The sequence below is a fragment of the Pseudooceanicola profundus genome, from assembly GCF_054919315.1.
This window is the reverse complement of record NZ_CM142898.1, coordinates 1131581-1157623: the sequence shown is the minus strand read 5'-3', so window position 1 is coordinate 1157623 and position 26043 is coordinate 1131581. Positions and strand designations below refer to the sequence as shown.

Sequence of the window (26043 nt, the reverse complement as noted above, 5' to 3'; positions counted from 1 at the left end):
GCGTCTGGATATGTTTCGCAGAACATATCGTTGGCGCGGGATCGGGCAAGCGTTATTTTCCGTCGGATATATCCCTGACCATGGCGCGCAGGGCGGCGATCTCCTCGGCCCCGGCGCGGGCGGTGACCTCCTCCAGCCGCCGGTAGTGGGCGAGAACGGCCTCACCGGTCTCGGTCAGGGCGGTGCCGCCGCCCTGTGCACCGCCCCGGTTGCGCTCCACCAGCGGCGCGTGGAAGGCGGCGTTCATCTCTTCCACAAGCGACCACGCGCGCTTGTAGCTCATGGACATCGCCCGTCCGGCGGCAGCGATCGAGCCGGTCTCGCGGATGTTTTCAAGCAGATCGGCCTTGCCCGGCCCCATCATGGCGTTGCCGAAATGGATGCGCAGGCGCAGGCGGGGATCGGTGTCATGTGTCTCGCTCATGGGCGGATCATTCCCGAAGCGGCGCGGCGGGGCAAGGGATGGCGCATTTGGGTCGCCTGAAACGGCAGTTTGGAAAGGGCGAGAAAAATGACCCTCGAAGTGCCTGCGAAAAGATCAAATGATATGGTTTTGCCTCTCCGTGCGAGGAAATCGGTGAAGCAATTTGCGCGAAAGCTGTCAAACTCATGGAAACCCTCAAGGAGTCTCTCCTCATGACCGCTCTCGACCAGTTCAAATCCTCGCTCTCGCGCGCCGACCTCTGGTCGTGGATACGCGGCGGGCTGATCGGGGAGAAGGCGGTGGTCGAAGGGCCCTGGGGCGAACATCCGATGATCTATGCCGATTACGTCGCCTCGGGCCGCGCCCTGGCGCAGGTGGAGGATTTCGTCCGCGACGAGGTGCTGCCCTATTATGCCAATACCCACACGCAGGCTTCCTACTGCGGGGCGCGCTCGACCAAGCTGCGCGAGGCCGCGCGGGCCGAGATCGCCCGTATCGTCGGCGCAGGCGAGGGCACCAGCGTTGTCTTCACCGGCTCCGGCGCGACGGCGGGGCTGAACCGGATCGCGGGCCTGCTGGACATTCCCGGCGTGCTGGCCGCGGGCGGCCGCGCCGTGGTGCTGGTCGGACCCTATGAGCACCATTCCAACCTCCTGCCCTGGCGTGAGAGCGGGGCCGAGGTGATCGAGATCGCCGAGGCCGCCCATGGCGGGCCGGACATGGCGCAGATCGAGGCGGCGCTGGTGGACAACGCCGGGGCCGACCTTCTGGTGGGGACGTTCAGCGCCGCCTCCAACGTGACCGGGATCGAGACCGACACCGTGGCCGTCACCCGGCTGCTGAAGGCCCATGGCGCGCTGGCGGTCTGGGACTATGCCTGCGCCGCACCCTATGTCGCCATCGACATGGGCGAGGACACCGATGCCGCCAAGGACGCGGTCGTCTTCTCGGCGCACAAGTTCGTGGGCGGGCCGGGCGCCTCGGGCGTCATGGTGGTACGCGATGCCATCGCCCGGCGCCGCACGCCCACGCTGCCCGGCGGTGGCACCGTCAGCTTCGTCTCGCCCTGGGGCCATGTCTATTCCGACGATCTTGCGCATCGCGAAGAGGGCGGCACGCCCAACGTTGTGGGCGACATCCGCGTGGCCCTCGTCATGCTGGTGAAGGAGGCCCTTGGCGTTGCGGCATTGGTCGCGCGGCAGGAAGAGCTGCGCCAGCGGGCCCGGGCCGTCTGGGAGCAGAACGATCGGATCGAGATCCTCGGCTGTGCCGGGGCCGACCGGGCGCTGCCGATCTTCTCCTTCCGCATCCGCGACGCAGAGGGCGGGCTGGTGCACCACCAGCTCTTCACCCGGATGCTGAGCGATCTCTACGGCATTCAGGCGCGCGGCGGCTGTGCCTGCGCGGGCTCCTATGCGCACCACCTGCTCGGGCTCGACAAGGCGGCCTCCGACGCCACCTTTGCGGCCATCGCGGCCGGGCAGGAGACCCAGAAACCCGGCTGGGTGCGGCTCAACTTCTCGGCCCTGCTGAGCGACGAGAAGGCCGAGACGATCATCCGCGCCGTGGATGAACTGGCCCGCACGGCCGAGGCCAATGCCGCCCATTACGAAGCCGATCACGCCAACGCCCGCTTTGCGCCCATCGTGGCAGAGGCACGGCGTAGCGCCTGAGGCCCGACGCCCGCCGGGGCCGTGCCGCTCGCGGCGCGGACGGAGGGAGCGGAGCCCTTGTGTATCGCCCGGTACTCCGGGGACAATGGGCTGTGCCTGCCCAGCGGACCAGCCGACGGGGATCAGCCAACCGGGTTCTGCACGTCTGGACCTGCCAATCGCGCCGTTGCATTCCGGCGCGATATACGGCTTTGCTACCAAGGACCTGACCGGAACCTCCTGCGCGTCGTCGCGCCCCGCAAGGGGGCGGGCGCCGCCGCGTCCGGGCCCGGACAGGCCCAGAGGTACCCATGCGTTTCGTCATCTTCATCAACGGGCTGGTGCTGGTCTTCTTCGCGGCGCTGATGGCGCTGGATGCCGCGCTCTTTCCCGATACGGCCGAGGTCTTCGGCCTTGCCGCGCTCTGCACCGGGGGGATCGGCACGCTGATCGCGGTCGCCTCCTCGGGGGGCTTCGAGGACCTCGACCGGCTGCACACCTTCCTGCTGACCTCCTCGGTCTGGCTCTCGGCGGCGCTGGCTGGCGCGGCGCCGCTCTTCTTCTGGGCGCTGACCCCGGTGGACGCGCTCTTCGAGGCGATGTCGGGGATCACCACCACCGGCTCCACCGTGATGAGCGGGCTGGACACCACGCCGCGCGGGGTCATCCTGTGGCGGGCGCTGCTGCAATGCGTGGGCGGTGTCGGCTTCATCGTCACCGGGATCGCACTGCTGCCGATCCTTAAGGTGGGCGGGATGCAGCTCTTCCGGACCGAAAGCTCCGAGAAGGGTGGCAAGGAACTGCGCAATGCCACGGTCTTCGCCTCGGCCACGCTGCAAATCTACCTGGGGCTGGTGGCGCTCTGCACGCTGGTCTACCTCGCCGGGGGCATGTCGCCCTTCGATGCGATCACCCATGCGATGACGACGCTCTCCACCGGGGGCTACTCGGGCTATGACGCCTCCTTCGGCCATTTCGAAAGCCCCTTCCTGCAATGGATGGGCACGCTCTTCATGCTGCTGGGGGCACTGCCCTTCGCCTGGTACATCCGCGCGCTGCACCGGGGCGGGGTCCGCAGCGAGCAGGTGGAGGCGATGCTGCTGACGCTTGCAACGGTGATCGGCGGGCTGACGCTCTGGCTGGTCTGGGCGAAGGACATGGAGGTCTTCACCGCCCTGCGGCAGGTGGCCTTCAACGTGGTCTCGGTTGTGACGACCACGGGCTTTGCCTCGACCGACTACACGCTCTGGGGGCCCTTCGCGGCGGTGGCCTTCTTCGTGCTGACGGCGGTGGGGGGCTGTACGGGATCGACCGCGGGCGGGGCCAAGGCGATGCGGTGGCTGGTCTTCAGTCGCGCGATGGGGGCGCATCTGCGCAGCATCCGCTATCGCCACCGGGTCACCTCCATGCGCTACGAGGGCCGCCCGATCGAGGAGGATGTGCTGTCGGGCGTGATCACCTTCTTCGTGGTCTACATGGGCACCTTCATGGTGCTGTCGATCGTGCTGGCGTTCTACGGGCTCGACTTCTCGACCGCCACAAGCGGGGCGCTGACGGCGCTGGCGAACGTCGGCCCCGGCGTGGGTGACATCATCGGGCCGGCGGGCAATTTCGCGACGCTGAGCGACCCGGTGAAACTGGTGCTGACGCTTGGGATGTACCTTGGCCGTCTTGAGATGCTGACGGTCTACGTGCTCTTCACGCCGCTCTTCCTGCGTGAGGCCGCGGCGATGGGCCCGCGCCGCTGACGGCGCGGGGCGGGCAGGGGCCGGCGCACCGGCCCCCGCGCAGGATCAATCCACCAGTGCGGCGGGGATCACCTGAAGCTCCAGCGCACAGCCTTCGCCCAGGTGCAGCGTGTTCTGCGCCACCCGCAGGTCGCGGGCGGTGCCTTCCGGCGCGCCGGTGTTCGGGTTGATGTCGTACTTGGGGAAGTTCGACGACGAGATGTCGAGCCGCAGCCGGTGCCCCTTGGCAAAGCGGTTGGCGGTGGCGAAGGGCTCGATCGCGATGTCGAAGGCGCCTTCGTCCGCGGCCACCAGTTCCGGCTTGTCGAAGCCCTTGCGGTAGCGCACCCGAAAGATGCCATCGGTGATGATCATCGCATAGCCGCGCGGGTAGTCGGCGGAGGGCGGGTAGACATCCACCAGCTTGGCGGTGAAATCCGTGTCCGGCGCATCGGTCGAGACCTTCAGGCGCACGGTCACGGGGCCCGCGACGATCAGGTCTTCCTCCAGCGGCGCGGTCTCGAAGCTGACCACATCGCGGCGTGCGATCAGCGGCATCCCCGGCGTGTCGCAGCCGAAGAACGCGGCGCTTTCGGTCTGGTCCACCGGGCCACCGGCAAAGATCGGCTCGCCCGAGGTCAGTGCGCCACCCAGCGTCGGCACCGGGTTCGCCGGGTCGTAACTGTAGGTGATCGTGCTCTCGGCATCGGCCGCGCCAAGGCTCATGTCCGCGCGGGGGTAGAGCGTCAGCGGCGTGGCCTCTGGCACCGGCCAGTCGGCGGTTTCGATCCATTTGCCGCCGTGGTCCAGATGGCCCTGCGCGGTCTTGGTGCCGCTGCCGCCACCCATGATGAAGAGGTGCACGCGTTCATCGCGCGGGCTGACCTCCTCGCCCTTCAGCCACTTGGCAAAGAACTTGAGCCGGAAGGCGAGCCAGTCCTCGTCCACCTGCCCGTCGAGGGTCGCGGCGGGGCCGAAGTCCACGTCGCCAAAGACCGAGCGGGAGCGGTTGCCATGGGTCCACGGCCCCATGATCAGCGTGAGGGGACGATTGGCATTGCCCTTCAGACCCTCGAAATTCTCCGTCGTGGTGCGGACATAGGCGTCGTACCAGCTGGACATGAAGATGATCGGCACCTCGGGGAAGTCGTGGTAATAGCCCGCCGCCCAGATGCCCGCCTTCTTCCAGAAGTCATCGAAGGTTCCGTGCTGCCACTGGTCCAGCAGGTAGCTTTCGTAATCCGGATCCCAGCGGACCGGCGAACGGCCCTTGGTCCAGGGCGTCTGCTTCATCCAGTCGTGCAGGCTCTCGGCCTGGATCGCGCCGAGGATGCGGGGCTCCTGCGAGGCGAGAGGCGCCTCCATGGCGCGGTTGTAGGCCCATGTCGCCTGTTTCATCTCCAGTGCGCCGCCCTGACGGATGCCGCAGGTGAAGGCGTTGGAGAACCCGCCCGAGTCCACGGCCATGCAGGCCAGTCCCGGCGGGTTGAGGCAGGCAAGCGCCATCTGCACGTGGGCGTCATAGCTCAGCCCCATGGTGCCGACCTTGCCGTTGCCGAAGCTCTGGCCGTCGATCCAGACCATGGAGTCGTAGCCGTCTTCGGCCTCGTTCAGGTACTTGGTGAAACTCCCCTCCGAGGCATAGCGCCCGCGGCAGTCCTGCCAGATGACGACATAGCCTTCCTGCACCAGCTTGATCGCCAGATCGGGACGGGAGAGCGGTTCGGGGCGCGCCACGGACTTCTCGGTCCGCGGCGTGCCCGCCTTGTCATAGGGCGTGCGCTCGAAGATCACGGGGAGCGGCGTCTCGTCCGGGCCGCCATCCGCGCCCGCGGGGCGGTAGATGTCGGTGGCCAGATGCACGCCGTCCCGCATCGCGACCATCACGTCGCGATGCACGACCACCGGCCCCGCCGGCTGGGCCGGCGTGAGAGTCCCGGGGGAAACAATTGGGGCGGGGGTGGTCAGCGTCGTCATTTCGTGGAGCTCACGTTCTGGGGAAGGGTCTGTTCGGAAAGGCCGGCCTCGATGTCGAGGCCATCCTTCAGGCCCCAGTGCACCTTCTGCCAGTAGAGCGGCACGATGGGCGTTTCATCGAAGGCGATCTTGGTGGCGTCGCGCAGCTTGGCCAGACGGGTGTCCTCGTCAAACTCCTGCAGCGCCTCGTCGAGGGCCGCATCGAAGGCCTCGGAGGAGAAGCGCGCCCGGTTGAAGGCACCCTTGCCGGCTTCCTTGTCGTAGGTGTGCAGCAGCGACTGGAGGTTCGGTGCCGAGGTCGGCGTGGAGGAGCCCAGCGAGAAGACGAAGGCGCCGTAGTCACCGGCGGTGGCCGCCTTGGAATAGACCGAGTAGGGCAGCGCCTCGACGCCGTTCACCTTCAGCCCGCCGCGCGAGAGCATCTGGCCGAGGGCTTGTGCCAGATCGCTGTCGCCGGGGAAGCGGTCGTTCGAGGAATAGACCGTCAGGCCGAAGCCTTCCGGGTAGCCTGCCTCGGTCAGCAGTTCCTTGGCCTTGGCGACATCGGGGGTGTCATAGCCGATCTCGGGGTTGTAGCCGCCCAGCACCTCGGGAACCAGCTGGCCCGCGGGCACGCCTGAGCCGCCGAGGATGCGGTCCACGATCAGGTCGCGGTCGATCATGAGCGAGATCGCCTTGCGGACCTTCGGATCCTTGAAGGGGTTCTCGGCCAGTTCGGCGCCGTTCAGGTCGGTCACGCCCGGCGCCTGATCGAAGCGCATGGAGAGGCCGAGGTAGATCACGCGGCCCGAGGCCTCGGAGACCACATGGGTGCCTTCGCCGCCGTCGAGGCGCTGCACGTCCTGCGGCGGCACGGCGTCGATCACGTCCACGGCGCCCGACAGCAGGGCCGCCACGCGGGCCGCGTCGTTCGAGATGTAGCGGATTTCCACGTCCTTGAACTCGGGCTGTTCGCCCCAGTAGCCGTCATAGGCATGCATGGTCAGGGTCTCGCCCGGCTTCCACTCGTCGAAGACGTAGGGCCCGGTGCCGATGGCCGCGCCGGTGGCGAAGTCTTCGCTCGCCTTGCCCTCGGTCGCGGCCTTGGAGACGATGAAGACGCGGCCGATGCTTTCCATCAGGGCGGGGTTGGGCACGTTGGTGATGATCTTGACCGTCAGGTCGTCGATCTTCTCCATGCTCTCCAGCGAGGACACCATGTCGGTGTAGGGCGCGGGGGAGTTCGGCACCTCGTCGGCGCGTTCCAGCGAGAAGATCACGTCATCGGCGGTGAAGGGCGAGCCGTCGTGGAAGGTCACACCCTCGCGCAGGTGGATCGTCCAGGTGGTCGGATCGTCGTTTTCCCAGCTTTCCGCGAGACCGGCAGAGATCTGCAGGTTCTGGTCGAAGTTCACCAGACGGTCGAAGAACATGGTCGAGGTCATCTGGTTGTTGCCGGTCCGCGAGAACTGCGGGTCGATCGAGCTCTGCTCGGACGAGCGGCCGATGGTCAGGTCCTGTGCCCAGGCGGGCGCCAGCATCGTGCTGGCCAGCAGCGCGGCGAGGGCGGCGGTTTTCGCCAGTTTCATGAGGATACTCCTTGTTGGGTTTGTTGTTGTGTCGTTGCGGGCAGGTGTCCGGTGCCGCCGTTCAGGTGGCAGGCGACGGTATGGCCGGTCTCGGCCGTGACGAGCGGCGGGCGCTCCTGACGGCAGATGTCCATGGCGAAGGGGCAGCGCGGGTGGAAATGGCAGCCCTTGGGCGGGTTCACCGGCGAGGGGATTTCCCCCTTCACGGTGTTGAACCGGTGGCCGCGCCGGTCGATCCGGGGGATCTCCTCCAGCAGGGCCTGGGTGTAGGGATGGCGCGGGCGGTCGAAGATCTGATCCGTCGGTGCGCTTTCCACCACCCGGCCCAGGTACATGATCACCACCCGGTCCGAGATGTAGCGCACCACCGAAAGGTCGTGGCTGATGAAGAGCAGCGTCAGCCCGAGGTCCTGCTTGAGCTGGACCAGAAGGTTGATCACCTGCGCCTGGATCGAGACGTCGAGCGCCGCGATGCTTTCGTCGCAGACGAGGAAGTCGGGGTTCACGGCCAAGGCCCGGGCAATGCCGATCCGCTGGCGCTGCCCGCCCGAGAACTGGTGCGGATAGCGGTTGACCATGGCCGGGTCGAGGCCGACCTGACCCATCAGCTTCTCGACCAGCGCGGGCACCTCGCCGCGCGGCACGATGCCGTGCAGGCGGGGGGCCTCGCCGATGATCTCGCCCACCTTCTTGCGCGGGTTGAGCGAGGACATCGGGTCCTGGAAGATGATCTGCGTGGCAAGCCGGTTGGCCTTGGCCGCGCGGCCCTTCAGCGTGGCGATGTCCTGTCCGTCGCGGGCGACGGAGCCCGCGGTCACCGGCAGCATCCCGGCCACGACGCGGCCCAGCGTGGACTTGCCGCAGCCGCTTTCCCCCACGAGGCCCACGACCTCGCCCTTGGCGATCTCCAGCGAGACCTCGTCGAGGGCGTGGACGATCTTGGGCTCCTCCGCGAGGCCGGCGCGGATCGCGATCCGCTCGGCCACGTCGGTCTTGCGGACGAAATGCTTGGTGACGGTGTCCACCTTGATCAGCGGCTGGTTCATGCAGTGACCTCCTGCGCAAGCGGGTGGAAGCAGCGCCAGCCCCGGCTCAGGTCGCCGGTCTCGGAGGGTTCCGACAGGCAGGCATCGGTGGCAAAGCCGCAGCGCGGGCGGAAGGGGCAGCCCTCGGGCCGTCCCAGCGGCGGGGGGGCATTGCCGGGGATCTGCTTGAGCGGCTGGCCGCGGTCGTTTTCCATCGGCAGGCTGTCGATCAGCCCGCGGGTGTAGGGATGCATCGGCGTGTCGAGGACCTGATCCACCGTGCCGCGTTCCACGATCCGGCCCGCGTACATGACGGCCACGTTCTGGGCCAGTTCGGCCACCACGCCGAGGTCATGGCTGATCCAGATCAGGCCCATGCCCATCTCGCGGGTCAGCTTCTGCACCTCCGAGAGGATCTGCGACTGGATCGTCACGTCGAGCGCGGTGGTCGGTTCGTCCGCGATGATCAGGTCGGGCTTGTGCAGCAGCGCGATGGCGATGGCCACCCGCTGGCGCATCCCGCCCGAGAACTCGTGCGGATAGGCGTCGATCCGTTCCTCGGGGCGCGGGATCCCCACCATGCCAAGCGCGTCACGCGCCATGGCGCGGGCCTCGTCCTTCGACACCTTCGCATGAGCGCGGACGGTCTCGATCATCTGGGTGCCGATGCGCAGAACCGGGTTCAGCGTCATCATCGGGTCCTGGAAGATCATCGCGATCCGGTCGCCGCGCAGCGCCTGCAGGCGCCGCGCAGAAGCCGCGCGCAGGTCTTCGCCCTTGAAGAGGATCGAGCCCTCGACCACCTTGCCCGGCGGGTCCACGAGGCCCAGCAGGGAGAAGCCGGTGATCGACTTGCCCGACCCGCTTTCGCCCACTAGGCCAAGGATCTCACCCCGGTTCAGCGTCAGGTCCACGCCGTCCACGGCCTTGACCGTGCCCTTGGGCGTTTCGAACCATGTCTTGAGGTTGCGCACCTCCAGCAGTGTCTCGCTCATTGGGCCAGCCTCGGGTTCAGGATCTCGCGCAGGCGGTCGCCCACGATGTTGACGGAGAAGACGAGCACCAGCAGCAGCAGGCCCGGGTAGACCGACATCCAGTAGAGCCCGGCCAGCATGACCTGGTAGCCGTTCGAGATCAGCAGCCCGAGAGAGGGCTGGGTGATCGGCAGGCCGATGCCGAGAAAGGAGAGCGTCGCCTCTGCCGCGATGGCCGAGGCCACCTGGATCGTGCCGATGACGATCAGCGGCGGCAGGCAGTTGGGCAGGATATGGGCAAACATGATCCGCCACGCCGGAATGCCGAGGCAGCGCGCGGCTTCGGCGTATTCCTTGCCGCTTTCCACCAGCGCCGTGGCCCGCACCGCGCGGGCGAAATAGGCCCATTGCACGAAGACCAGCGCAAGGATCACCTTGTCCACGCCCTGCCCGAAGACCACGAGGATCATCAGCGCCACGAGGATCGTCGGAAAGCCCAGCATCAGGTCGACGAAGCGCATGATCACGCTGTCGATCGCCCCGCCGCGGTAGGCGGCAAGCAGCCCCATGGCGGTGCCGACGACCATGGCCAGCACACCGGCGGTGACGCCCACGGCCAGCGAGGTCCGCAGCCCGTAGAGCATGGCCGAGAACATGTCCCGGCCCTGTCCGTCGGTGCCGAGGATATAGGTCATGCCGTTGTAGCCCTCGCTCATCGGGGGCAGCTTGGCGTCGAAGAAGTCGATCTCGTTCAGGTCATAGGGGTTCTGGGGCGCGATCACCGGCGCAAAGAGCGCGGCGAGGATCAGCACGAGACAGACGATGAAGGCAATGGAGGCCTTGGGGCTGCTCAGCATGCCGCGGGCAATGCGGGGCACCATGCCCTCGCCTTTGAGAAGGGCGATGCTCGTCATGCGCGGCTCCGGATGCGGGGGTCGAGCAGCGAGTAGAGCACGTCGACGATCAGGTTGATCAGGATGAACATCGTGACGATCACGAGGATGTAGGCGACCACCACGGGCCGATCGAGCATGTTGATCGAGTCGATGATCAGCTTGCCGACGCCGGGCCAGGCAAAGATCGTCTCGGTCACCACGGCGAAGGCGATCAGGCTGCCGAACTCGATCCCCAGCACGGTGACGATGGGGATCAGGATCGTCTTGAGCACGTGCACGAAGAGGATGCGGCGTTCGCTAAGGCCCCGGGCGCGGGCGTATTTCACGAAGTCGAGCGGCATCGTCTCCTGCACGCCGGTACGGGTCAGGCGGATGACGAGGGCGATTTGCGCCATGGCGAGGTTCAACGCCGGCAGCAGCAGGTGCACGAAGCCATCCCACGTCGCGTAGGAGGTGCGCAGCCCCAGCACGGTGCCGGTGTCGCCGCGCCCGGTGGAGGGCAGCCAGCCCAGCCAGACCGAGAAGATCATGATCAGCATCATGCCCTGCCAGAAATTCGGCAGCGAGAAGCCGAGGATCGAGCCGGTCATGACGCTCTCATCGGTGAGCGTCCCCGGCTTCATCCCGGCCCAGAGCCCCAGCGGCAGGCCAATCACCAGCGACAGCACCAGCGAGGTCGTGACCAGTTCCAGCGTCGCGGGGAGCCGTTCGAAGATCACCTCCAGCGCCGGGCGGTTGTAGACGAAGCTGCGCCCGAAATCGCCCTGCAGGGCCGAGGTGACGAAGTTGAGGTATTGGAGCGGCAGCGGCTGGTCGAGGTGCAGCGAGGCGGCCACCTGTGCGCGTTCGGCCATGGAGGCGTCGGCGGGCAGGAGGATCTCCAGCGGGTCGCCGATGGCATAGACCCCGAGGAAGACGATAAGCGACGTGATGGCCAGCACGAGGATGGCCTGAAGCACGCGGCGAAGGATGAAGACGGTCATTGTGGCAGGCCCCCCGAGGGGCGCGGCGCCGGGTCTGGTCGCATGGCGGTGTAGCTGTGTCCCTGTTTCGGAAAATCTTGCGAGACGATTCGAGTCTATGCAAGATTATGACGAAAGCGGCGCAGCCTATGCGGTATGGGAATATTTGAGCGATGCAACTCGGCCTTCTGGAGACCTTCCGCTCGGTGATCGAGACCGGTTCGACGCAGGCGGCGGCGGCCCATCTGGGGATCACGCAATCCGCCGTATCGCGCCGGATTTCTCAACTTGAACAAGAGCTTGGGCTTGACCTGTTTCTGCGGGACCGGGGCCGCCTGGTGCCCACGAAGGAGTGCCGCCTGCTACAGGGGCAGATCTTCGGGCTGGTGGACCGGGGGGCGCAGCTGGCGACCGTCGCGCGGGAGTTGAAACAGGGCAACTCGGCGGCGATCACCCTGCGGGTGGCGGTGCCGGGCAGCCTGACCCTGTCGATCATGCCCGGCATTCTGCGCGATTTTCTGGCAGAGAACGACCTCGTGCAGGTCGAATTGCACACCGGCCCCTACGACACGATCGAACGGATGCTGCTGGATGAGCGCGCCGAGGTCGGGTTCCTGCGGATCCCGATCCAGCGGCCCGGTCTGACCGTCACGCCGGTGATCCGCGCGCGCACCGTCTGCGTCATGCCCGATGACCATCCGCTGACGGCGAAATCCGAGATCACGGTGAACGACCTGAGGGGCGAGCCGCTGATCCTGCTGGGCCGGATGCGCGCGCCCCGGCGAGAGATCGACGAGACCTTCTGGACCGCGGGCCTCAAGCCGCAGGTGCGGGTCGAGGCGCATTCCGTCATGTCGGCCTGTTCGCTGGTGGCGGCAGGGCTGGGGGTCACGCTGGTGAACGAGCTGATGGCCCATGACTACGACCACCTGCCGATCACCCACCGGCCCATGTCGCCCGCGCTGAGCCACAACTTCGCCTTCGCGATGAGTGCGGAAACGCCGCTCAGCCAGGCGGCGCAGGCCTTCGTGGACCTCAGCAGCGCCCGGTTGCAGGCGCTGCTGAGACCCTGAGTGTCAGGTCAGGCTCAGGACGGCTTCACGACGCCGGTCTGGGACGAGATGAGGCCGTAGTGCTCGATCCGGCGGTGGGCGGCGAAGTTGAACACGTTCTGGCGGTTGAAGGCGCATTTGTCGAAGTCCGCCTCGGCCACGATCAGCTCGTCGCCCTCGCCCTCGGCCTTGGCCAGCACGGTGCCTTCCGGGCCCACGATCAGCGTGCCGCCGATCATGTGGTTGCCGTCCTCGGTGCCGCATTTCGCAATGCCCATGGCATAGCAGGCGTTCTGGTAGGCGCCGGCGCAGAAGCTTAGCTCGTTGTGGTAGAGGTTCTGCTCGATCTGAACCTCTTCGCCGTGGGTGTTCTGCGAGGGCGTGTTGTAGCCGATGGTCACGAGGTCGACGCCCTGAAGGCCCATCACGCGCCAGGTTTCCGGCCAGCGGCGGTCGTTGCAGATCGCCATGCCCATCAGCACGCCCTGGTTCTCGGCGACTTGGAAACCGGTGTTGCCGGGCAGGAAGTAGCGTTTCTCGAGGTGCTGGTAGGCACGGTTCTCGTCGTACTCCGCATGGCCCGGCAGGTGGGTCTTGCGGTACTTCAGGACGATCTCACCCTCGGGCGACACGATGATCGAGGTGTTGTAGTGCTCGCCTTCCGGGGTCAGCTCGCAATAGCCGAAGGTGAAGCCCATCTTGTACTTCTGCGCGAGGTCGAAGAGCGGCTGGGTCGCGGCGTTCGGCATCTCGGTCTCGAACCAGCTGTCCATCTGCGCGCGGTCCTCGACGTATTCGCGCGGGAAGAAAGTGGTCAGCGTCATCTCGGGGTAGGCGAGGAATTCGACGCCCTTCTCGTGCGCTTCGTCCATCAGCTTCATCATCCGTGCGACGACCTCTTCGCGGGTCTCTGCCTTCTGGATGCCGCCAATCTGCGCGGCGCCGATCATCAGTTTCGTCATGTCGTAGGGGCCTTTTCGGAAAGCGCGGCGGGCCCTCGGGCCCGTGCCGCCGGAAAACGGGGGTGCTCCCTTCGCCCGCGTCGCGGCGGCCAAGGCCGGGACGGGCGTGCAGGTGAACAGGGCGAACCCTGTCAGTCGTACTGCGTAAAGGGAAGGGGAGGATGCGGGATTCCGAGGGCCGGGCCCGTCTGTGCCGCAAAGTTCAGCGCCCCGGGGGCAGGGCGGCGGGCGAAAGCCACTGGCGCGGCCCGGGAAAAGATCCTACGAGGGGCGGCGTGGCCCCTTAGCTCAACTGGATAGAGCAGCGGACTTCTAATCCGCAGGTTGAGGGTTCGAGTCCTTCAGGGGTCGCCACTATTCTAAAACGCCTTTGATTTTATTGGACAAATCTCCAAAGTTGGAACTTTGGTTGGGAGAGTTGGAACTTTCCGTTCCTGAAATGATCTTCTGAAGGTCTGCGCTCTTGCTGTATCTGGCTGCTTCAGCCTCGGTTTCGTGGCCCAAGATGGCCATGCGCTGCTCCGGGGCCGCGCCATTTTCCTTGAACACGCTGGCCCGGTGTTTTCTGATTCCGTGAGCGCTCAGGTGCGCTAATCCTGCGTCTGTGCAGGCACGGGAAAACCACTGCGCCGCTGACTTGCTGGACTTGGAAGCGCCGCCCCTGGTGGTGATGAAGGTCATGTGCTTTGGGGCGAGGGCTAGGCATGTCGCGAGGTGGTCATCTGCTTCGAACCACATGGGGCCCGGGATCGTGAACGGGCAGGTCGCCTCGGACCCGCTCTTGCTGCGCCGGTAGCTGAGCCATCCCTCCCGCACCATGCCAGGGCCGAGCCGACATGCATCACCGATGCTCGCGCAGGTCCTGTGCATGAGTTCGAATGCAAGCCTCTGGGGCGTGTCATGCCCCCAGTGGGCTCTGAAGGCATCGACGTCCTCTCTGGTCCATGCCGTGAAGCCATCTGTCTTTGGCGTGGGCCGTGCGCTGACTGCGCGGGCGGGATCGGCATCGAGGAGGCCCGCGTTCAATGCCCATTTGCAGAACCCGCGCCAGACCTTCAGCCGATTGTTCGCTGGGTGCGGATCGAGCCTGGCGAGGTCCTGCCTGATGTGACGCGAACGTAGCTCCTCGAGGTCGCCCCTCGAATAGCGCCGCTCCATGTCCTCGATCGAGCGGCGCCGCGTCTGCCTGGTCTTTTCTCCGAGGCATAGGAAGGCGTCCGAGGCGAGGTAGGCGCGGAGTGCCGCGCCGATGCTTCCTGTCCTGTGCGTGGCATGAGGTGAAGGGGCTCTGCCTTCGTGTTCTTGCAGCAGGGTGCTATAGGCCGCGACCCACTGTGGGTGATCAGTGGGCAGATCCGGTAGGGGCGTTCCGCTCTTGCCTTTGGGGCGGAAGTAGTACCGCGCGTTTCCGCTGGGAAAGGATCCGGAGCGGTTCAGGTGCTTCACTCTGATGCCCCCGCGAACAGCTCGTCGCATGAAGTCACTCCAGTCTCAGGCTGCGAGGACGATACCCCCGGCGCCTTGCTGGGGACAAGGCGGATGACGCCTTGGCGCGGATGGACCTCGACGGTCATGCCGAACTGCTCCGCGACTTCCGCGACCCTGCGCAGCTCTGCTGCGGTGAACGCGGGGGCGCCCATTACGCCGCCTCCTGTGCTGCGCTCACCGTCAGGTGCCCGCAGTTCGCACGCGCCAGCGCCTCGGCCACCGGGGGGCAGACGCTGTTGCCCACGCAGGAGACCTGCACGTCCTTCGGGAAGCTGGTGAAGGTCCACTCGCCCTCATGCTCCGTCCAGGTGCCGTCGATGACGTAGTCGGCGGGGAAGCCTTGGGCGTTGAACAGCTCGCGCGGGGTGAGCATCCGCATGCCCACGTCGACGATCACGAAGGTGGCGCCGTCAATTTCGACGGTGACGAACTCCCGATCATCCCAGAGCCCGTGCGTGCGCATCAGCTCTGCGACCTCGCGGGCCCGGTCCGCGTGCGCTTCGGTGAAGGGCGGCGCGTCGAGCTGGGCCTCGATATGACCCATGCGGTCCTTGACCGTGATCGTGTGTAGCGGGGCATCCGCCCGGGCGCCGTCTCCGGTGCCGTAGTACTTCGCGAAGAAGGCGGAGACCGGGCTCTGCGTGCAACCCTTTCCGACGATAGTCGAGAGAGGGTCTGTCGCGTGGTGCCCGACGAGGCCGGTGTTCTGCTGAGCGAGGAAGGCGGCAATCGGCGCGTGCTTCACGCCACCCGCGACGATCGTGCCGAGCGGGCGGCCGAGGTCGAGGCTACGCGGCGCCTGACCGGCGCGCTCGCCGTATCCGGTCTGGATCAGCGAGGCGGCGATCACCGCGTTCTGGTCCTTCTTGCTGGCGCAGATCGTGTGATGCGGCGCCTTGATGTCGCGGCAGCGCCCGCCCTGCTGTGCGTAGGTCAGCACCGGCGCGAGGAGGGCAGAGTGCCCGCCGCCCGCCAGAACGGTCGGGTGCGGCGTCGTCGCGGCGCTGTCGCGGCGGGAGGTGCCTTTCAGGCTCATGAGGCTCGCTGCCAGCAGGCCGAGAGGTGCGGCGCCGCCCGGTCGCTTGATGTAGCTATTCGCCGTGACCGTCGCCATGGGGTCGGTGATCGCATGCCCGGTCGCACCGCTGTTGAAGCGCGCGATCGAGGGGGCGATGACGGCATGAGCGATGCCGCCTGCCGTGGTGGTGCCCATGGGATCGGTGAGGGGGTACTCGCGGCGGCCACCGCTGTAGCCGTGCGCGACGCTGGCAAGGCAGGGGGCGACGATGCACGCATCCGCCTTGGCGGTGACTGTCGCGAAGGGCTCATCAACGCTGCGCGGGCGGCTCTGGGCGGCGCGGCCTCCACAGCCGACTATGGTCGGCACGACGACGGCCTTCTCGCCTCGGTGAGCCCCGGTGATAGTGCGCGCGGGGGCCGCCACGTCCTCGCAGCGCCCACCGTGGGTGAGGTTCACGAGGAAAGGCCGCTCGGCCTCTAGGACGTAGCGATGCAGGCCGCGGGCGACCCGCGCCAGCGTATTGTCGGCCAGTGGGCGCTGCGCGCGCAGGCCGTGCTTCTCCATGATCTGGGCCTTCGTGTCGAAGACCGAGGGGCAGGGCAGCGACCAGTCAATGCATTCCGCCGCCGTGCGCCATGGTTTCAGCCTGCCGGCCTTCACCTGGCGCGACTCCGGGTCGCCGTGGGTCTGGGCGGGCCAGACGATGGGCTTGCCGTCGAAGCGGATGATCACGAAGAGCCGCTTGCGGATCGTGGGTGCGCCATAGTCGCAGCCGCGCAGCTCGCGGCGCTCCAGCTTGCCGCCAAGTCGCCTTATCCGCTTGCACCAGGCCGCGAAGGTCTCGCCCTTGCGGTCCGGGCAGGGCATCGGTCCCTTGTCGGTCTCGATCAGCGGGCCCCAGCCTGCGAACTCCTCGACGTTCTCCATGATCACGACATCGACCTTGCCGCCGCTCTTCATGATGCGCTCGATCCAGCCCGGGATGATCCATGCCAGGTCCCGGATGTTCCGCGCCACCGGCTTGCCGCCCTTGGCCTTGGAGAAGTGCTTGCAGTCGGGGCTGAACCACATGAGGCCGATGTGCCGCCCGGCAAGGTGATCAAGTGGGTCCACCTTGTAGACGTTCTCCGACAGGTGCAGCGTCTCGGGGTGGTTCGCCTCGTGCAGGGCGAGCGCGGCCGGGTTGTGGTTGATCGCGATGTCGGGCGACCGGCCGAGGGCCATCTCGATCCCGGTCGAGGCGCCGCCGCCACCGGCAAAGCTGTCGACGATCAGCGGCGCGCCAGCGTAGGCGCGGACAGCGGCACCATCCACTGGAAACTCTACGAGGTAAGCTGATCATGGCGACATGGTATCGAACAGGGACGGCGAGCGTGACCAACGGCAGCGCCATTGTCCAGGGCAGCGGAACGGCCTGGGTCGCCAATGCCCGCATAGGCGAGGCCTTCCGACTTGAGGGTGGGCCGCTCTACGAGATCGCGGCCGTGGTCAGCGATACGCAGCTGACACTGGCGTCCCCCTACCTCGGCAGCACTCAGGCAGGTCAGGATTACGAAGTGGTCCCGATCAAGGGCTTCCTGAAATCCGCTTATGACGCCTTCACGGCGGCACTGGCCGAAATCCAGAGCCACTTGAGCGGGGCGCTGGCGGGGCGCTTTCAAAACGGCACTGTGGGCGCTCCATCGCTAAGCTTCATCAACAGCACGACGATGGGCCTCTACCGGGCGGCGTGGGATCAGATCGGGTTCTCGACCAATGGCGTGCGGCGGGTGCTGCTGGGGTCCAGTGCTATGCAGGTCGATGTGCCGATCACCGGATCGGCCGTGCAGTCCAGCTTGTCCGACGCCACAAGCGGCAAGCTCCTTAAGGTGGGGGCCTTTGGGTGCGGCGGGGAGGCGATCAATATCACCGGTGCGACGCCGCTCGCCGAACGCGACCTTGGCTCGGGTATCTACATGTTCGTCGGTTCTGACACCCCCGGCGGACCAGAGACATCGGCATATTTCTACGTGCTGCAGGTTTCGAAGAGCAGCTCGGGCCGGCGGCATCTCATGTGCTGGCGGGACGGCAGCTCCCCAGCGGAGCCGCGGATCTGGACCGGATCTCAGGCCGCTGACGGGAGCATTGTCTGGAACCGCGTCCTGACGCGAGAGTACGGCATCTTGGGGACGGTTTCGGAAGACGGCGGGGAGCCGACGGGCCAAATCATTGAGCGCAGCAGCAACGCCAATGGGGAATATGTGAAATTTGCCGATGGGACGATGCTCGCGTTCTCACCGACATTCACATCTGGCGCCATCGCAACTGCCGCCGGGAATGTCTATCGAGACTCAGTACAAATAAGCTGGACCTATCCGGTCTCCTTTGTCTCAGCCACGACATCACTGAACGTCTTCGCGAGCCTTGGGAACGTCAACTGCTGGCCAGCTGTCGGGACATTCTCCGGCTCCGCTAGTTGCTACGTGATGTCCCATCTTAACACTCAATCAAACGTACCGGTTCGCTTCATGGCGATCGGCCGCTGGTTCTAAGGAGCAAGAAGATGAACATCACGTTTTCGCCTGTCGCCGGGCTGCCCGTTCTCGCCGTATCCAAGAGCGGTGACGTTCTCACGCTGAACGGTGAGACCTTCGACTTCACCGATCTGCCCACCGGCGCCACCCTCCCGAAGGAGGCGATCACCTGCGAATGGATTTCGGGCGATGTCAGCCGCGACGAAAGCGGCGTGCTCACCGTGCCGATGATCTTACCGCACGGCCCGAACGCTCCCGAAGCGACGCGCTTCCCGGCCCCGATCAACGGAGTGCCGGACGGCGAGATCGCAATGCCCGCTTATGATGAAGAGGAGCCCTTAGCATGACCGGCAACATCGACTTTTCTCAAGTCATCACCGCCGAGGACAAGGCGGCAGAGGTGCAGGCCGGTCGCAAGGCCGCCCTCTACGCCGAGCGCACGCGCCGCTTGGAGGCGGGCACGACGCTGGCGCTGTCCTTTGCCTTCATCCCGGTGCGCGGGCGGCCCTTCGATCAGACCGTGATGCTCGGGATCATGCAGAAGGCAATGGCGCTGCAGGCCTCGGCCTCGACCGATACGCTGACCTTCCGCGACGACGCGAACACGATCCACCAGCTGACGGCGGCGCAGGCGATCGAGCTGGCGTCCGCGGGTGTGGCGTGGGTCGAGGCGGTGATGGCCGCGAGCTGGGCCATGGTCGACGGGGGTGCGATCCCCGAGGACTTCGCAGCTGACAGCCGGTGGCCTGCATGAGCCAGTACACCGGCGCGAAGAGCTGGTGTCTCCCCATCGGGCGGGGCCTCTATCTAACCACCGAGCCGCTCGTTTGGCACGTCGGTACGCTCGACAGCGGGTGCGCCGTCATGGTGCCGTGGGGCTTCCAGTTCGACGTGACGATCCCGCGCCTCTGGTGCTGGCTCTTCGATCCCAACGCGCCCGAATATCTCAAGGCGGCTGCCCTCCACGACTGGCTTCTAGACGAGGGATGGGACCGGCTCAGCGCCGGGGCTGTCTTCCACAATGCCTTGAAGGCGGACGGCGTGGCCGTCTGGCGGCGACTGGTAATGTGGCTGGCCGTCTCGCTCTACCACTACAATTGACGGAGGTCCCCGTGACCAAGGAAGACTTGCTGCCGCGCACCCGCACGGTAATCGGACTGCTGCGCGATCTTTTCTGGATCGTGACCGTGGTCACGCCCCTCATGCTGCTCATGCTGGCGGGGCTCTACATGATGAACCGGGAGTGGATCGTCTCGACGGTGCGCGAGGAGTTGGGCTTCGAGCGTCTCGCGACCGAGGGCGCGGTCCAGAAGCTGGTGGCGCAGGTCGAGGTGCTGTCTCAGGACGTGCGCCGCGCGACGGGCGAGGATCGGGTGATCAGGCAGCCCCAGGGGCTCTCCTACGTCGAGGAGCCGGTGAAGTCTGGCGACCCAGTGGTGCTCTGGTTGACGGTCGCACGGACCCGGCTCGGCAAGGACTGCCGCCTCGTCGACTGGACGCCACTCTTCAGCGACGTGCGCAACGTGCCTCTCGCAGGATCGCGCATGATCAAGGGCGGCGTGCGCCGCCAGATCGGGGACAGTTTCGAGAAACTCCGCATCGAGATCGCGCCGCCGGCCGATCTCTTCCCGGGGCGCATCGAGCTCTACCTGGTCCTGGACTACGAGTGCGGCGGGAAGCGTGTTCCGGATCGGACTGACGTGGTGCCGTATCAGCTGCTGCCGGGGTGAGCGCGGGGCTGCTGCATATGCCTTCGATCACCGTGAATGGGTGCAAGAAAAGCCGAAATCACGGCCCTCTGTCGGTGATCGCTGCCCCGCGCTCAATAAGCCGACTATAGAACGAATCCGCGGAGTGCACGACCGGACGTTGCGGTAGACGGAAACGGTCTGTTGCAAGCTGGGTGAGCGCGGTGCGGCGGTTGCGGGTTCGCGATGGGGGTCGCTGGACTGGGCAGTACGGGATGAAGCTCCAGTCGTAATGCGCCGCAATCCGCGCTCGATATCGACTTTGGCGCAACTTTAATGCGCAGTCCAGAATAACCGAATTTGCCGAAATCTCGGAAGCGGTGAGCGCGGAACTGTCCTCTGGGTTGTGCAGAACAGAGGACTAGCCAAGCCGGGCGAGGCGGCCATGCTCCGCGCTCGCATTCTGGGTAGCACCAGCAATCTGATCCGAAAACAGAAATCGGCCTCGCCCTGCCAGCATGTGGGGCTTCTTCACATGGAGAGACGATATGGACCTGAACCTCGGGCGCACGCGCCTGATCCTTGAGGCGTGCGCGGCGCACGGCCTCACGCTGCCGCAGGCGGCCTACCTCCTCGCGACGGCCCGCTGGGAGACCGCTCACACCATGGAGCCGGTGCGCGAGGCCTACTGGCTCTCGGAGGAATGGCGGGAACGCAACCTCCGCTACTACCCGTGGTACGGGCGCGGCTTCGTCCAGCTGACCTGGCGGGAAAACTACGTGTTGGCCGGGCTCAAGTTGGATCGTGACCTGACGGTCGATCCAGACGTGGTGATGCAGCCAGACATCGCCGCAGAGATCCTCGTGCGTGGCTGCATGGGCGGCTGGTTCACCGGCGCGAAGCTCTCCGACTACGTGCGCGAGGGGTACGTCGACTTCAAGGGCGCGCGCCGGGTCGTGAATGGCACCGACCGGGCGTCGGAGATCGCTGACCTCGCGGTGAAGTACCAAGCCGCGCTGGTGGCCGAGAAATGGGGGCAGGGGGCGCAAGTCACCCCGCCCGTAGTCAACACCTCACGTAACCCTCTGGCGGCGCTCTTCGCGGCTCTGCTGGGCGCTATCGCCATCATCATCGGAAAGGGAAAGGCATGATCGAAATCATCCGCAAGCCGCAGGTGCAGGGCGCTCTGCGTCACCTGCTGACGGCGCTGGGGCCACTGCTCGCCGCGCATGGCATCACGTCGGACGCCTATTGGCAGGCTGGCGTCGGCGCCTTCATGGCCGCGCTCGGCTTCTACCTCAGCGTCACCGCCCCGGAGAAGAAGCTGTGACCGCCCGCGCCCTGGCCGTGCTTGCCTCCGCTCTGACGATGGTCGCGCTCTTGGCGGGTGTCTACTGGCTCGGGGCGCACAACGCACGCCGGGCGGCCAAGGTCGAGGCCTTGGAGGACTTCATCACCACCACGGAAAGGATGAACGATGAAGACGCTGATCTGTCTGATGCTGCTGCTGTCCGCCTCCGGCTGTGTGAAGCCGCAGGTCTCGATCCCTGCCCTGTGCTCGGGGACGGTGGATGACCGGCGCGAGCATGCTCGCGCGCTGATCGAGGACGGCGGGCCAAGGTCTGCCGCCACAGGGGCGGCGCTGCTGGGGAAGCTGGCCCGCGGCTGCAGCGAATGAAGAGGGCCCGCCCGGGAGGCCGAGGCGGGCCTTTCTCGTTTCCGAAGACCGGGCGGTTTTACGATTGTTGCCGTTCGAGTTGTTCGGCGCGGGCAATTAGGCGGGCGGCTTCCTTCCTCATATCGGCTGCTGTCTTCTTCGTCCCCTTCGTTGCCCTTTCGAGCGTCAGCCCGTTCCTGCGCGCTGTCGCCCGCACGTAGTCAGCGGAGCACACACCGGGGATCGCCTCCGCGATCTGGGCACCGTCCAGTCCGGGTTCTGCAGGTGCAGGTCGATCACCTTTATCTTGGTCGCCATGTCGGCCTCCGGCGCGTTAGCTGGACTGGCCAAAGCGTGCGATGCGCTGATCCAGCATGTCGCGGTATCCGCGCACCAGCACGATCTGTTTCGTCAGGAGCAATTTGTCCTAAAGGTCCCGCGCATCGAATGTCTCGGTAGTGAGGGTCATGCCAGCAGGTCCCAGACCTCTCCGTGGCTCAGGACATTTATCTCCGACTGCGCGGCGCCATCGACAAGGGCCCAGAGGATTTGCCCAGTCGGGCGAAAGACCACGAAGGCTTCTGCAATGGAGGCATCGCCTGCGCCGGGGGTGGTGCCATAGTTGACCTGAAGAAAGTCGTCGATCACCATCCTTGCCTGCAGCACGTCCCCCTCTTGGCTGTTGTAATCCTGGATCCAGTCGGAGCCGTGGCCCTCGACACCGAGGTGATAGAACTGGTCTGCTCCCGTCCCGCCGTTCAAGCGGTCGTGGCCGAAGCCGCCGTTGATGAAGTCGTTCCCCGCGCCGCCGAAGATCGCGTCGGACCAGGTCTGGCCGGTCAGGGCGTCATCGCCATCACCGCCGATCACCGTGTCCGCCCCGTAGCCTCCGATGATCGTGTCACTGCCGCCGTCGCCGCGCAGCTCGTCGTTGCCATAGCCGCCGTCGATACTGTCGTTGCCCTCGCCGCCGTAGATCAGGTCGCGCAGATCGGCCGCGGAGGCTCCGCCGGAAATCACGTCGTCACCGTCGCCGCCAACCAGCGTGTCCGCTCCGTCGTCGCCCCGGATCGTGTCGTCGCCGCCCATCCCGGAAATGGAATCTTCTCCTGCTGTGCCGACGAGCAACTCGGATAGGTCGGTCCCAAGGATCGGATCGTTGGGCGTGACTGTCGCTGGCAGCGAGGCGAACCAGATGAATTCTCCCGACGCATAGCCCGATCCTGCGGTGACAGGTTGCACCTGGGCCCCGGCCAGGAAGGCGTTGAACGCGCCGATGGAGCCGAACTCGGGGAGAGGGTCCGGCCCGAATGAGAAGATGTAGGTGAAATTCTCGTTCAGCAGAGGATTGTCATCATCCCGCTCGGCAGATTCAATGTAAACATATGCCTCATTGGCGCCGCCGTTCCATCGGATATGCGCGATCTCTTCATTGGTCGGGTAGTCGACGGCGGCGGAACCCGCCAGCGCGCCATCAATATAGACGACTAGGCTCGTGGGGGAGACGGCGAACGAGGCGTCGCCTGTGCCGTCGATTGCTACGGAGTAGGTGAAGTATTGCTCAGTCGTCGTAACGAACTCCAGCGATGCTGGCCGGATGTCGATCGGATTGTCATCGTCATCCTCGCGCACGCGATATCCGTTTAGTGTGTATCGGGGCATGCAAAAACTCCTGGGCCTGAAATTGGTGCAATATGTCTTGGGGTGTCCGGCCGGCGACGGGACGGCATTTCCCGATGCCACCCTCCCAAGTTTTATACGGCCGGTTACAGCAGGCAATAAATATCATCGCAGATGAGCTGACGGCTCACCCGGTTGACCACTGGCGCTGACGGCACGCCCCTCGCAGGGGCGGGGATTCCTGGGCTGAATGCTCAATGCCGCTAGCTGCCTAGGGCTGCCGATCGCGTAGAGATAAGCAGGCTGGCCGGTATCCGCAGTAAGGGCGGTTTCTGGAGTTAGGTCCTCAACTCACCGTTCACGCAACACAAACTTCCTCCCAAGCCCCCTCGGCCTCGCGAAATCTTGCGGGCGCGTCATCCGGGCTTGAATCTCTTTCAACAGCGTCCTCAGCTGCCTTAAGTATGGCGCGAAGCTTGTCCTCAGGAATGATGCGAAGGATGATCAGCACCCGGAGCAGCCTATCCGCCGGCCCGGAAATCTGTGTCGAGCCTTTCTCATAGCGGGCAATGGTCTGTCCATCGACGCCAATCTTGGTGCCGAGTTCATCTTGCGTCATTCCGAGTTCGGTTCTGAGGAAGCGAAACTCTTTCGGCGAGAGGGCCTTCTTGGCGGTTATGATGTGGAGGGCGATCGCGTTATGCAGTGCGTCAACCGCGTCGATCGACACGGCATCTCCGTACTCGGTCTCATGACGTGTGAAGCCGTTAAGAAGAACAACATCGTCGAGCCCTGAAAGCCGGTAGACGTATGGTTGGTCTGCCTTATCCATGCCGTCCATATAAAACTTAGAGGTCATCTGCCATCTTCCCATTCTACTGTGACGATGATCAGTTTCTCGGACTGTTTCACCACCGTCACGACGCCAACGTGCCGTCGATTCGGCACCTGGTATGTAACCTTGGCTTTGAAGTCGCCAGGCTGTTTTGCGGGCTCAACGCTGCCATAGATCGAGCCCCTCCGCAGGACGTCGAAGAGCATCCGAGAGGTTATGCCGCGTTCGTACATCCTCTCTTCTGCGTGATTTGTGATGATCACCTGAGACGACTCTTCTGCGAGAAACTGTATCAGTTTGATCAACGCACCGGGGTGGGGCAGGTTCCGATCTCCGTCTTGAGATGGCTCTTCCATGTAGTGTCCCACCAGTGTTTCGACTGCCTATCAGTCTGATAGTTATGCACACGGAGCACGCAAAAAAGCTATACACAAGATATGGTGCTTTTGCCGCTGACTTTCCAATATTGTCTAGATGTTGATTTCTATGGCGCCGAATCTGTGCGGACGCGTCGTCGACGCAGAAGTTTCCCACAGGTGCCGTTCGGTGAATTGAGTGCCTGACATTATGGCATGAGCCAGATGATGGGCTCGCCTTGGGGGCAGATAGTCGCCAGTTCTGCGGTCTTCTAGCCGGGCGGTTACTGGACTGGTTTCGGTTGGCCCGGCGCGGGGCGATCCGGCCAGACCTCGTGGAAGGTCTCGGGGTCGGCTGCGTAGACCATCTCGCGGTCATCGCTATCCATGTCGCAGACGTTGATCAGGCAGTCCTCCTCGCCGCGGATATCTCGGACCCAGAGGATTTCCCCGGCCCGCTGGCAGGCCGGGTGCGTTTTCCATGTCCATGCCTCGCCGCCGTCTACGCATCGCGCCCGGCGATAGGTCGTGCCGGGCGCGATCTCGCGCAGGCAGCTGTCGCAGCGGTGTGGCTTCCTGGCGGTCGGCGTTTCCGAGCTGATGACGGTGACCATGGTACCTCCGGTGGCGCTCAGACGGGATTGAAGGCGGTGCAGCTGGGTTGTCCGTCGGGACCGATCCGCCATTCCTTCGGGTAACCATCCTCGTCCTTGTCGAAGCACATGGCGGCAAGCCATGGGGATGTGTCGCGCTGGCAAAGCGCCAGTCCAAGTAAGGAGCGAGTTAATGAAGACAGTTACCATTAAGCATGAAGACGGGACGGCCACCCAATTCGTGGGGACGATCGTGGAATTTTCGGAGAGCATCGACGCAGTGAGCCACGCGACAGTCGACGGGCGTACCGAGAATGTCCGCGTCGGAACGGGGACGGTCTCTCTGACAATCAGGTATGTCAATGGGCCGATCGATCTGCCTGCCGGAGAATCCGCATAGGAGGGATGAGGACATGGCTCGGAAGTCGAAGGCAAAGATCGCTGCGCGGCGTCTTCCTGCTAACATGCAGGCCGTAGCGTTCACGAAATTCAGCGCCAAGGCGGAGCGCAGGAGGCGGGAGAGGGGCTCATTCGGTGCGGCTAGTGCTGTGCGCGTCATCGACCCGAAGACCGGCGAAGTGATCGAGACGATCGAAGCCACGTAGGAGGGCATGTCGATTTTGGGGGCTTTCCCGAATTCCGGGGTTTTCCCGTATTTGACTTGATCAGCCACGGGCTGAAACGGTGATCAGAACAGGATGCGCGGGTATCACCCTATGGCCCAAGAGCCGCGCGTCTGCCGAAGGAAATCTCATGCGCTTTACGCTGATCTCATTGCTCGTCGTCCTCGCTGGGCCCGCGGTCTCCATGCCAATCTGCCCGGAGCACGGCAAGCGCATCTCGTGCGTGGTGGATGGTGACACGATCTGGCTCAAGCGCGAGAAGATCAGGTTGCTTAGCATCGACGCCCCCGAGCTGTTCACCCCGAAGTGCAGACAGGAGGCATTGCGGGCCAGAGAGGCACGCGATCGCCTGGCTGAGCTGCTGAGCGGAGACTTGCGGGTCGAGCGTGAGGGCGAAGATCGGTATGGCCGCACGCTCGCGCGCGTCTTT

Annotated in this window: 26 protein-coding genes, 1 tRNA gene and 1 pseudogene; 14 read left to right on the top strand and 14 right to left on the bottom strand. The window is 65.3% G+C overall.

Going from position 1 to position 26043, the window contains the following annotated elements:
• Positions 1-52 precede the first annotated feature (52 nt).
• Complete coding sequence (locus tag ACX9MO_RS05325) at positions 53-424, bottom strand: winged helix-turn-helix domain-containing protein (protein ID WP_462213785.1); 372 nt, start codon at positions 422-424, stop codon at positions 53-55.
• 212 nt (positions 425-636) lie between these two features.
• Here ACX9MO_RS05325 and ACX9MO_RS05320 point away from each other — a divergent pair, with 212 nt between their 5' ends.
• Positions 637-2097 carry an aminotransferase class V-fold PLP-dependent enzyme gene (locus ACX9MO_RS05320; RefSeq protein WP_462214423.1) on the top strand — a complete coding sequence of 487 codons (1461 nt, stop codon included), beginning with the start codon at positions 637-639 and terminating at the stop codon, positions 2095-2097.
• A 290-nt stretch (positions 2098-2387) separates the two neighbouring features.
• Positions 2388-3824, top strand: coding sequence for a TrkH family potassium uptake protein (locus ACX9MO_RS05315; protein WP_462213784.1), 1437 nt, complete (start codon positions 2388-2390; stop codon positions 3822-3824).
• A 45-nt stretch (positions 3825-3869) separates the two neighbouring features.
• Here the strand turns inward: ACX9MO_RS05315 and ACX9MO_RS05310 are convergent, their stop codons facing one another.
• The 6 genes from ACX9MO_RS05310 to ACX9MO_RS05285 are packed head-to-tail and all read right to left on the bottom strand — an operon-like array spanning position 3870 to position 11226.
• Positions 3870-5780, bottom strand: coding sequence for a CocE/NonD family hydrolase (locus ACX9MO_RS05310; RefSeq protein ID WP_462213783.1), 1911 nt, complete (start codon positions 5778-5780; stop codon positions 3870-3872).
• Positions 5777-7348 carry an ABC transporter substrate-binding protein gene (locus ACX9MO_RS05305; protein WP_462213782.1) on the bottom strand — a complete coding sequence of 524 codons (1572 nt, stop codon included), beginning with the start codon at positions 7346-7348 and terminating at the stop codon, positions 5777-5779. Before ACX9MO_RS05305 ends, ACX9MO_RS05310 begins: the two co-directional genes overlap by 4 nt.
• Entirely contained in the window at positions 7345-8394 is a 1050-nt protein-coding gene (locus tag ACX9MO_RS05300; protein WP_462213781.1) for an ABC transporter ATP-binding protein, read from the bottom strand. Before ACX9MO_RS05300 ends, ACX9MO_RS05305 begins: the two co-directional genes overlap by 4 nt.
• Positions 8391-9368 carry an ABC transporter ATP-binding protein gene (locus ACX9MO_RS05295; RefSeq protein ID WP_462213780.1) on the bottom strand — a complete coding sequence of 326 codons (978 nt, stop codon included), beginning with the start codon at positions 9366-9368 and terminating at the stop codon, positions 8391-8393. Before ACX9MO_RS05295 ends, ACX9MO_RS05300 begins: the two co-directional genes overlap by 4 nt.
• On the bottom strand, positions 9365-10261 hold the full coding sequence (locus tag ACX9MO_RS05290; protein ID WP_462213779.1) for an ABC transporter permease: 897 nt from the start codon (positions 10259-10261) through the stop codon (positions 9365-9367). Before ACX9MO_RS05290 ends, ACX9MO_RS05295 begins: the two co-directional genes overlap by 4 nt.
• On the bottom strand, positions 10258-11226 hold the full coding sequence (locus ACX9MO_RS05285) for an ABC transporter permease (protein WP_222491590.1): 969 nt from the start codon (positions 11224-11226) through the stop codon (positions 10258-10260). Before ACX9MO_RS05285 ends, ACX9MO_RS05290 begins: the two co-directional genes overlap by 4 nt.
• A 152-nt stretch (positions 11227-11378) precedes the next feature.
• Here ACX9MO_RS05285 and ACX9MO_RS05280 point away from each other — a divergent pair, with 152 nt between their 5' ends.
• On the top strand, positions 11379-12278 hold the full coding sequence (locus ACX9MO_RS05280) for a LysR family transcriptional regulator (RefSeq protein WP_222491592.1): 900 nt from the start codon (positions 11379-11381) through the stop codon (positions 12276-12278).
• A 14-nt stretch (positions 12279-12292) separates the two neighbouring features.
• Here ACX9MO_RS05280 and ACX9MO_RS05275 read toward each other — a convergent pair whose 3' ends face one another.
• On the bottom strand, positions 12293-13219 hold the full coding sequence (locus ACX9MO_RS05275; RefSeq protein ID WP_462213778.1) for an N-carbamoyl-D-amino-acid hydrolase: 927 nt from the start codon (positions 13217-13219) through the stop codon (positions 12293-12295).
• 277 nt (positions 13220-13496) lie between these two features.
• Between ACX9MO_RS05275 and ACX9MO_RS05270 the strand changes: the two genes are divergently transcribed.
• Positions 13497-13573, top strand: a tRNA-Arg gene (locus ACX9MO_RS05270).
• On the opposite strand, the gene ACX9MO_RS05265 is transcribed toward ACX9MO_RS05270, so the two are convergent.
• Positions 13574-14665 carry a tyrosine-type recombinase/integrase gene (locus tag ACX9MO_RS05265; RefSeq protein ID WP_462213777.1) on the bottom strand — a complete coding sequence of 364 codons (1092 nt, stop codon included), beginning with the start codon at positions 14663-14665 and terminating at the stop codon, positions 13574-13576.
• A 193-nt stretch (positions 14666-14858) separates the two neighbouring features.
• Positions 14859-17042 (bottom strand): DNA cytosine methyltransferase, encoded by a 2184-nt coding sequence (locus ACX9MO_RS05260; protein WP_462213776.1) that lies wholly within the window; start codon positions 17040-17042, stop codon positions 14859-14861.
• A gap of 59 nt (positions 17043-17101) precedes the next feature.
• On the opposite strand from ACX9MO_RS05260, the gene ACX9MO_RS05255 reads away from it, so the two are divergent.
• From ACX9MO_RS05255 to ACX9MO_RS05220, 8 genes are all read left to right on the top strand, one after another.
• Positions 17102-18259: a hypothetical protein gene (locus ACX9MO_RS05255; protein WP_462213775.1), complete on the top strand. Its 1158-nt coding sequence runs from the start codon at positions 17102-17104 to the stop codon at positions 18257-18259.
• Between the two features lie 11 nt (positions 18260-18270).
• Positions 18271-18588, top strand: coding sequence for a hypothetical protein (locus ACX9MO_RS05250; RefSeq protein ID WP_462213774.1), 318 nt, complete (start codon positions 18271-18273; stop codon positions 18586-18588).
• Positions 18585-18995 (top strand): DUF4376 domain-containing protein, encoded by a 411-nt coding sequence (locus ACX9MO_RS05245; protein WP_462213773.1) that lies wholly within the window; start codon positions 18585-18587, stop codon positions 18993-18995. Before ACX9MO_RS05250 ends, ACX9MO_RS05245 begins: the two co-directional genes overlap by 4 nt.
• A gap of 110 nt (positions 18996-19105) precedes the next feature.
• The gene (locus tag ACX9MO_RS05240; protein WP_462213772.1) at positions 19106-19342 is read left to right on the top strand and encodes a DUF1353 domain-containing protein; all 237 of its coding nucleotides are present in this window, start codon (positions 19106-19108) and stop codon (positions 19340-19342) included.
• 11 nt (positions 19343-19353) lie between these two features.
• A complete protein-coding gene (locus ACX9MO_RS05235; RefSeq protein ID WP_462213771.1) occupies positions 19354-19971 on the top strand; it encodes a hypothetical protein in 618 nt (205 codons plus the stop codon).
• Between the two features lie 506 nt (positions 19972-20477).
• Positions 20478-21080, top strand: coding sequence for a carboxypeptidase (locus tag ACX9MO_RS05230; RefSeq protein WP_462213770.1), 603 nt, complete (start codon positions 20478-20480; stop codon positions 21078-21080).
• Complete coding sequence (locus tag ACX9MO_RS05225) at positions 21077-21259, top strand: Pam3-gp28 family putative phage holin (RefSeq protein WP_462213769.1); 183 nt, start codon at positions 21077-21079, stop codon at positions 21257-21259. The genes ACX9MO_RS05230 and ACX9MO_RS05225 overlap by 4 nt, the downstream gene beginning before the upstream one ends.
• A 147-nt stretch (positions 21260-21406) precedes the next feature.
• The gene (locus ACX9MO_RS05220) at positions 21407-21607 is read left to right on the top strand and encodes a hypothetical protein (RefSeq protein ID WP_462213768.1); all 201 of its coding nucleotides are present in this window, start codon (positions 21407-21409) and stop codon (positions 21605-21607) included.
• 444 nt (positions 21608-22051) lie between these two features.
• Here the strand turns inward: ACX9MO_RS05220 and ACX9MO_RS05215 are convergent, their stop codons facing one another.
• From ACX9MO_RS05215 to ACX9MO_RS05200, 4 genes are all read right to left on the bottom strand, one after another.
• Complete coding sequence (locus ACX9MO_RS05215) at positions 22052-23248, bottom strand: calcium-binding protein (RefSeq protein WP_462213767.1); 1197 nt, start codon at positions 23246-23248, stop codon at positions 22052-22054.
• A gap of 316 nt (positions 23249-23564) precedes the next feature.
• Complete coding sequence (locus tag ACX9MO_RS05210) at positions 23565-24065, bottom strand: helix-turn-helix domain-containing protein (RefSeq protein WP_462213766.1); 501 nt, start codon at positions 24063-24065, stop codon at positions 23565-23567.
• Positions 24062-24397, bottom strand: a complete 336-nt coding sequence (locus tag ACX9MO_RS05205; RefSeq protein WP_462213765.1) for a DUF4258 domain-containing protein — start codon at positions 24395-24397, stop codon at positions 24062-24064. The genes ACX9MO_RS05210 and ACX9MO_RS05205 overlap by 4 nt, the downstream gene beginning before the upstream one ends.
• A 284-nt stretch (positions 24398-24681) precedes the next feature.
• Positions 24682-25011, bottom strand: coding sequence for a hypothetical protein (locus tag ACX9MO_RS05200; RefSeq protein WP_462213764.1), 330 nt, complete (start codon positions 25009-25011; stop codon positions 24682-24684).
• A 392-nt stretch (positions 25012-25403) separates the two neighbouring features.
• Between ACX9MO_RS05200 and ACX9MO_RS05195 the strand changes: the two genes are divergently transcribed.
• Entirely contained in the window at positions 25404-25595 is a 192-nt protein-coding gene (locus ACX9MO_RS05195) for a hypothetical protein (protein ID WP_462213763.1), read from the top strand.
• A gap of 148 nt (positions 25596-25743) precedes the next feature.
• Positions 25744-26037, top strand: a pseudogene (locus ACX9MO_RS05190) (thermonuclease family protein); the annotation flags it as partial.
• Positions 26038-26043: the final 6 nt, after the last annotated feature.

Bases quoted from the DNA above. Each gene is read 5' to 3' on its own strand.
- ACX9MO_RS05325 (WP_462213785.1), bottom strand. From the start codon at position 424: ATGAGCGAGACACATGACACCGATCCCCGCCTGCGCCTGCGCATCCAT.
- ACX9MO_RS05320 (WP_462214423.1), top strand. From the start codon at position 637: ATGACCGCTCTCGACCAGTTCAAATCCTCGCTCTCGCGCGCCGACCTC.
- ACX9MO_RS05315 (WP_462213784.1), top strand. From the start codon at position 2,388: ATGCGTTTCGTCATCTTCATCAACGGGCTGGTGCTGGTCTTCTTCGCG.
- ACX9MO_RS05310 (WP_462213783.1), bottom strand. From the start codon at position 5,780: ATGACGACGCTGACCACCCCCGCCCCAATTGTTTCCCCCGGGACTCTC.
- ACX9MO_RS05305 (WP_462213782.1), bottom strand. From the start codon at position 7,348: ATGAAACTGGCGAAAACCGCCGCCCTCGCCGCGCTGCTGGCCAGCACG.
- ACX9MO_RS05300 (WP_462213781.1), bottom strand. From the start codon at position 8,394: ATGAACCAGCCGCTGATCAAGGTGGACACCGTCACCAAGCATTTCGTC.
- ACX9MO_RS05295 (WP_462213780.1), bottom strand. From the start codon at position 9,368: ATGAGCGAGACACTGCTGGAGGTGCGCAACCTCAAGACATGGTTCGAA.
- ACX9MO_RS05290 (WP_462213779.1), bottom strand. From the start codon at position 10,261: ATGACGAGCATCGCCCTTCTCAAAGGCGAGGGCATGGTGCCCCGCATT.
- ACX9MO_RS05285 (WP_222491590.1), bottom strand. From the start codon at position 11,226: ATGACCGTCTTCATCCTTCGCCGCGTGCTTCAGGCCATCCTCGTGCTG.
- ACX9MO_RS05280 (WP_222491592.1), top strand. From the start codon at position 11,379: ATGCAACTCGGCCTTCTGGAGACCTTCCGCTCGGTGATCGAGACCGGT.
- ACX9MO_RS05275 (WP_462213778.1), bottom strand. From the start codon at position 13,219: ATGACGAAACTGATGATCGGCGCCGCGCAGATTGGCGGCATCCAGAAG.
- ACX9MO_RS05250 (WP_462213774.1), top strand. From the start codon at position 18,271: ATGAACATCACGTTTTCGCCTGTCGCCGGGCTGCCCGTTCTCGCCGTA.
- ACX9MO_RS05245 (WP_462213773.1), top strand. From the start codon at position 18,585: ATGACCGGCAACATCGACTTTTCTCAAGTCATCACCGCCGAGGACAAG.
- ACX9MO_RS05240 (WP_462213772.1), top strand. From the start codon at position 19,106: ATGGTGCCGTGGGGCTTCCAGTTCGACGTGACGATCCCGCGCCTCTGG.
- ACX9MO_RS05230 (WP_462213770.1), top strand. From the start codon at position 20,478: ATGGACCTGAACCTCGGGCGCACGCGCCTGATCCTTGAGGCGTGCGCG.
- ACX9MO_RS05225 (WP_462213769.1), top strand. From the start codon at position 21,077: ATGATCGAAATCATCCGCAAGCCGCAGGTGCAGGGCGCTCTGCGTCAC.
- ACX9MO_RS05220 (WP_462213768.1), top strand. From the start codon at position 21,407: ATGAAGACGCTGATCTGTCTGATGCTGCTGCTGTCCGCCTCCGGCTGT.
- ACX9MO_RS05215 (WP_462213767.1), bottom strand. From the start codon at position 23,248: ATGCCCCGATACACACTAAACGGATATCGCGTGCGCGAGGATGACGAT.
- ACX9MO_RS05210 (WP_462213766.1), bottom strand. From the start codon at position 24,065: ATGACCTCTAAGTTTTATATGGACGGCATGGATAAGGCAGACCAACCA.
- ACX9MO_RS05205 (WP_462213765.1), bottom strand. From the start codon at position 24,397: ATGGAAGAGCCATCTCAAGACGGAGATCGGAACCTGCCCCACCCCGGT.
- ACX9MO_RS05200 (WP_462213764.1), bottom strand. From the start codon at position 25,011: ATGGTCACCGTCATCAGCTCGGAAACGCCGACCGCCAGGAAGCCACAC.
- ACX9MO_RS05195 (WP_462213763.1), top strand. From the start codon at position 25,404: ATGGCTCGGAAGTCGAAGGCAAAGATCGCTGCGCGGCGTCTTCCTGCT.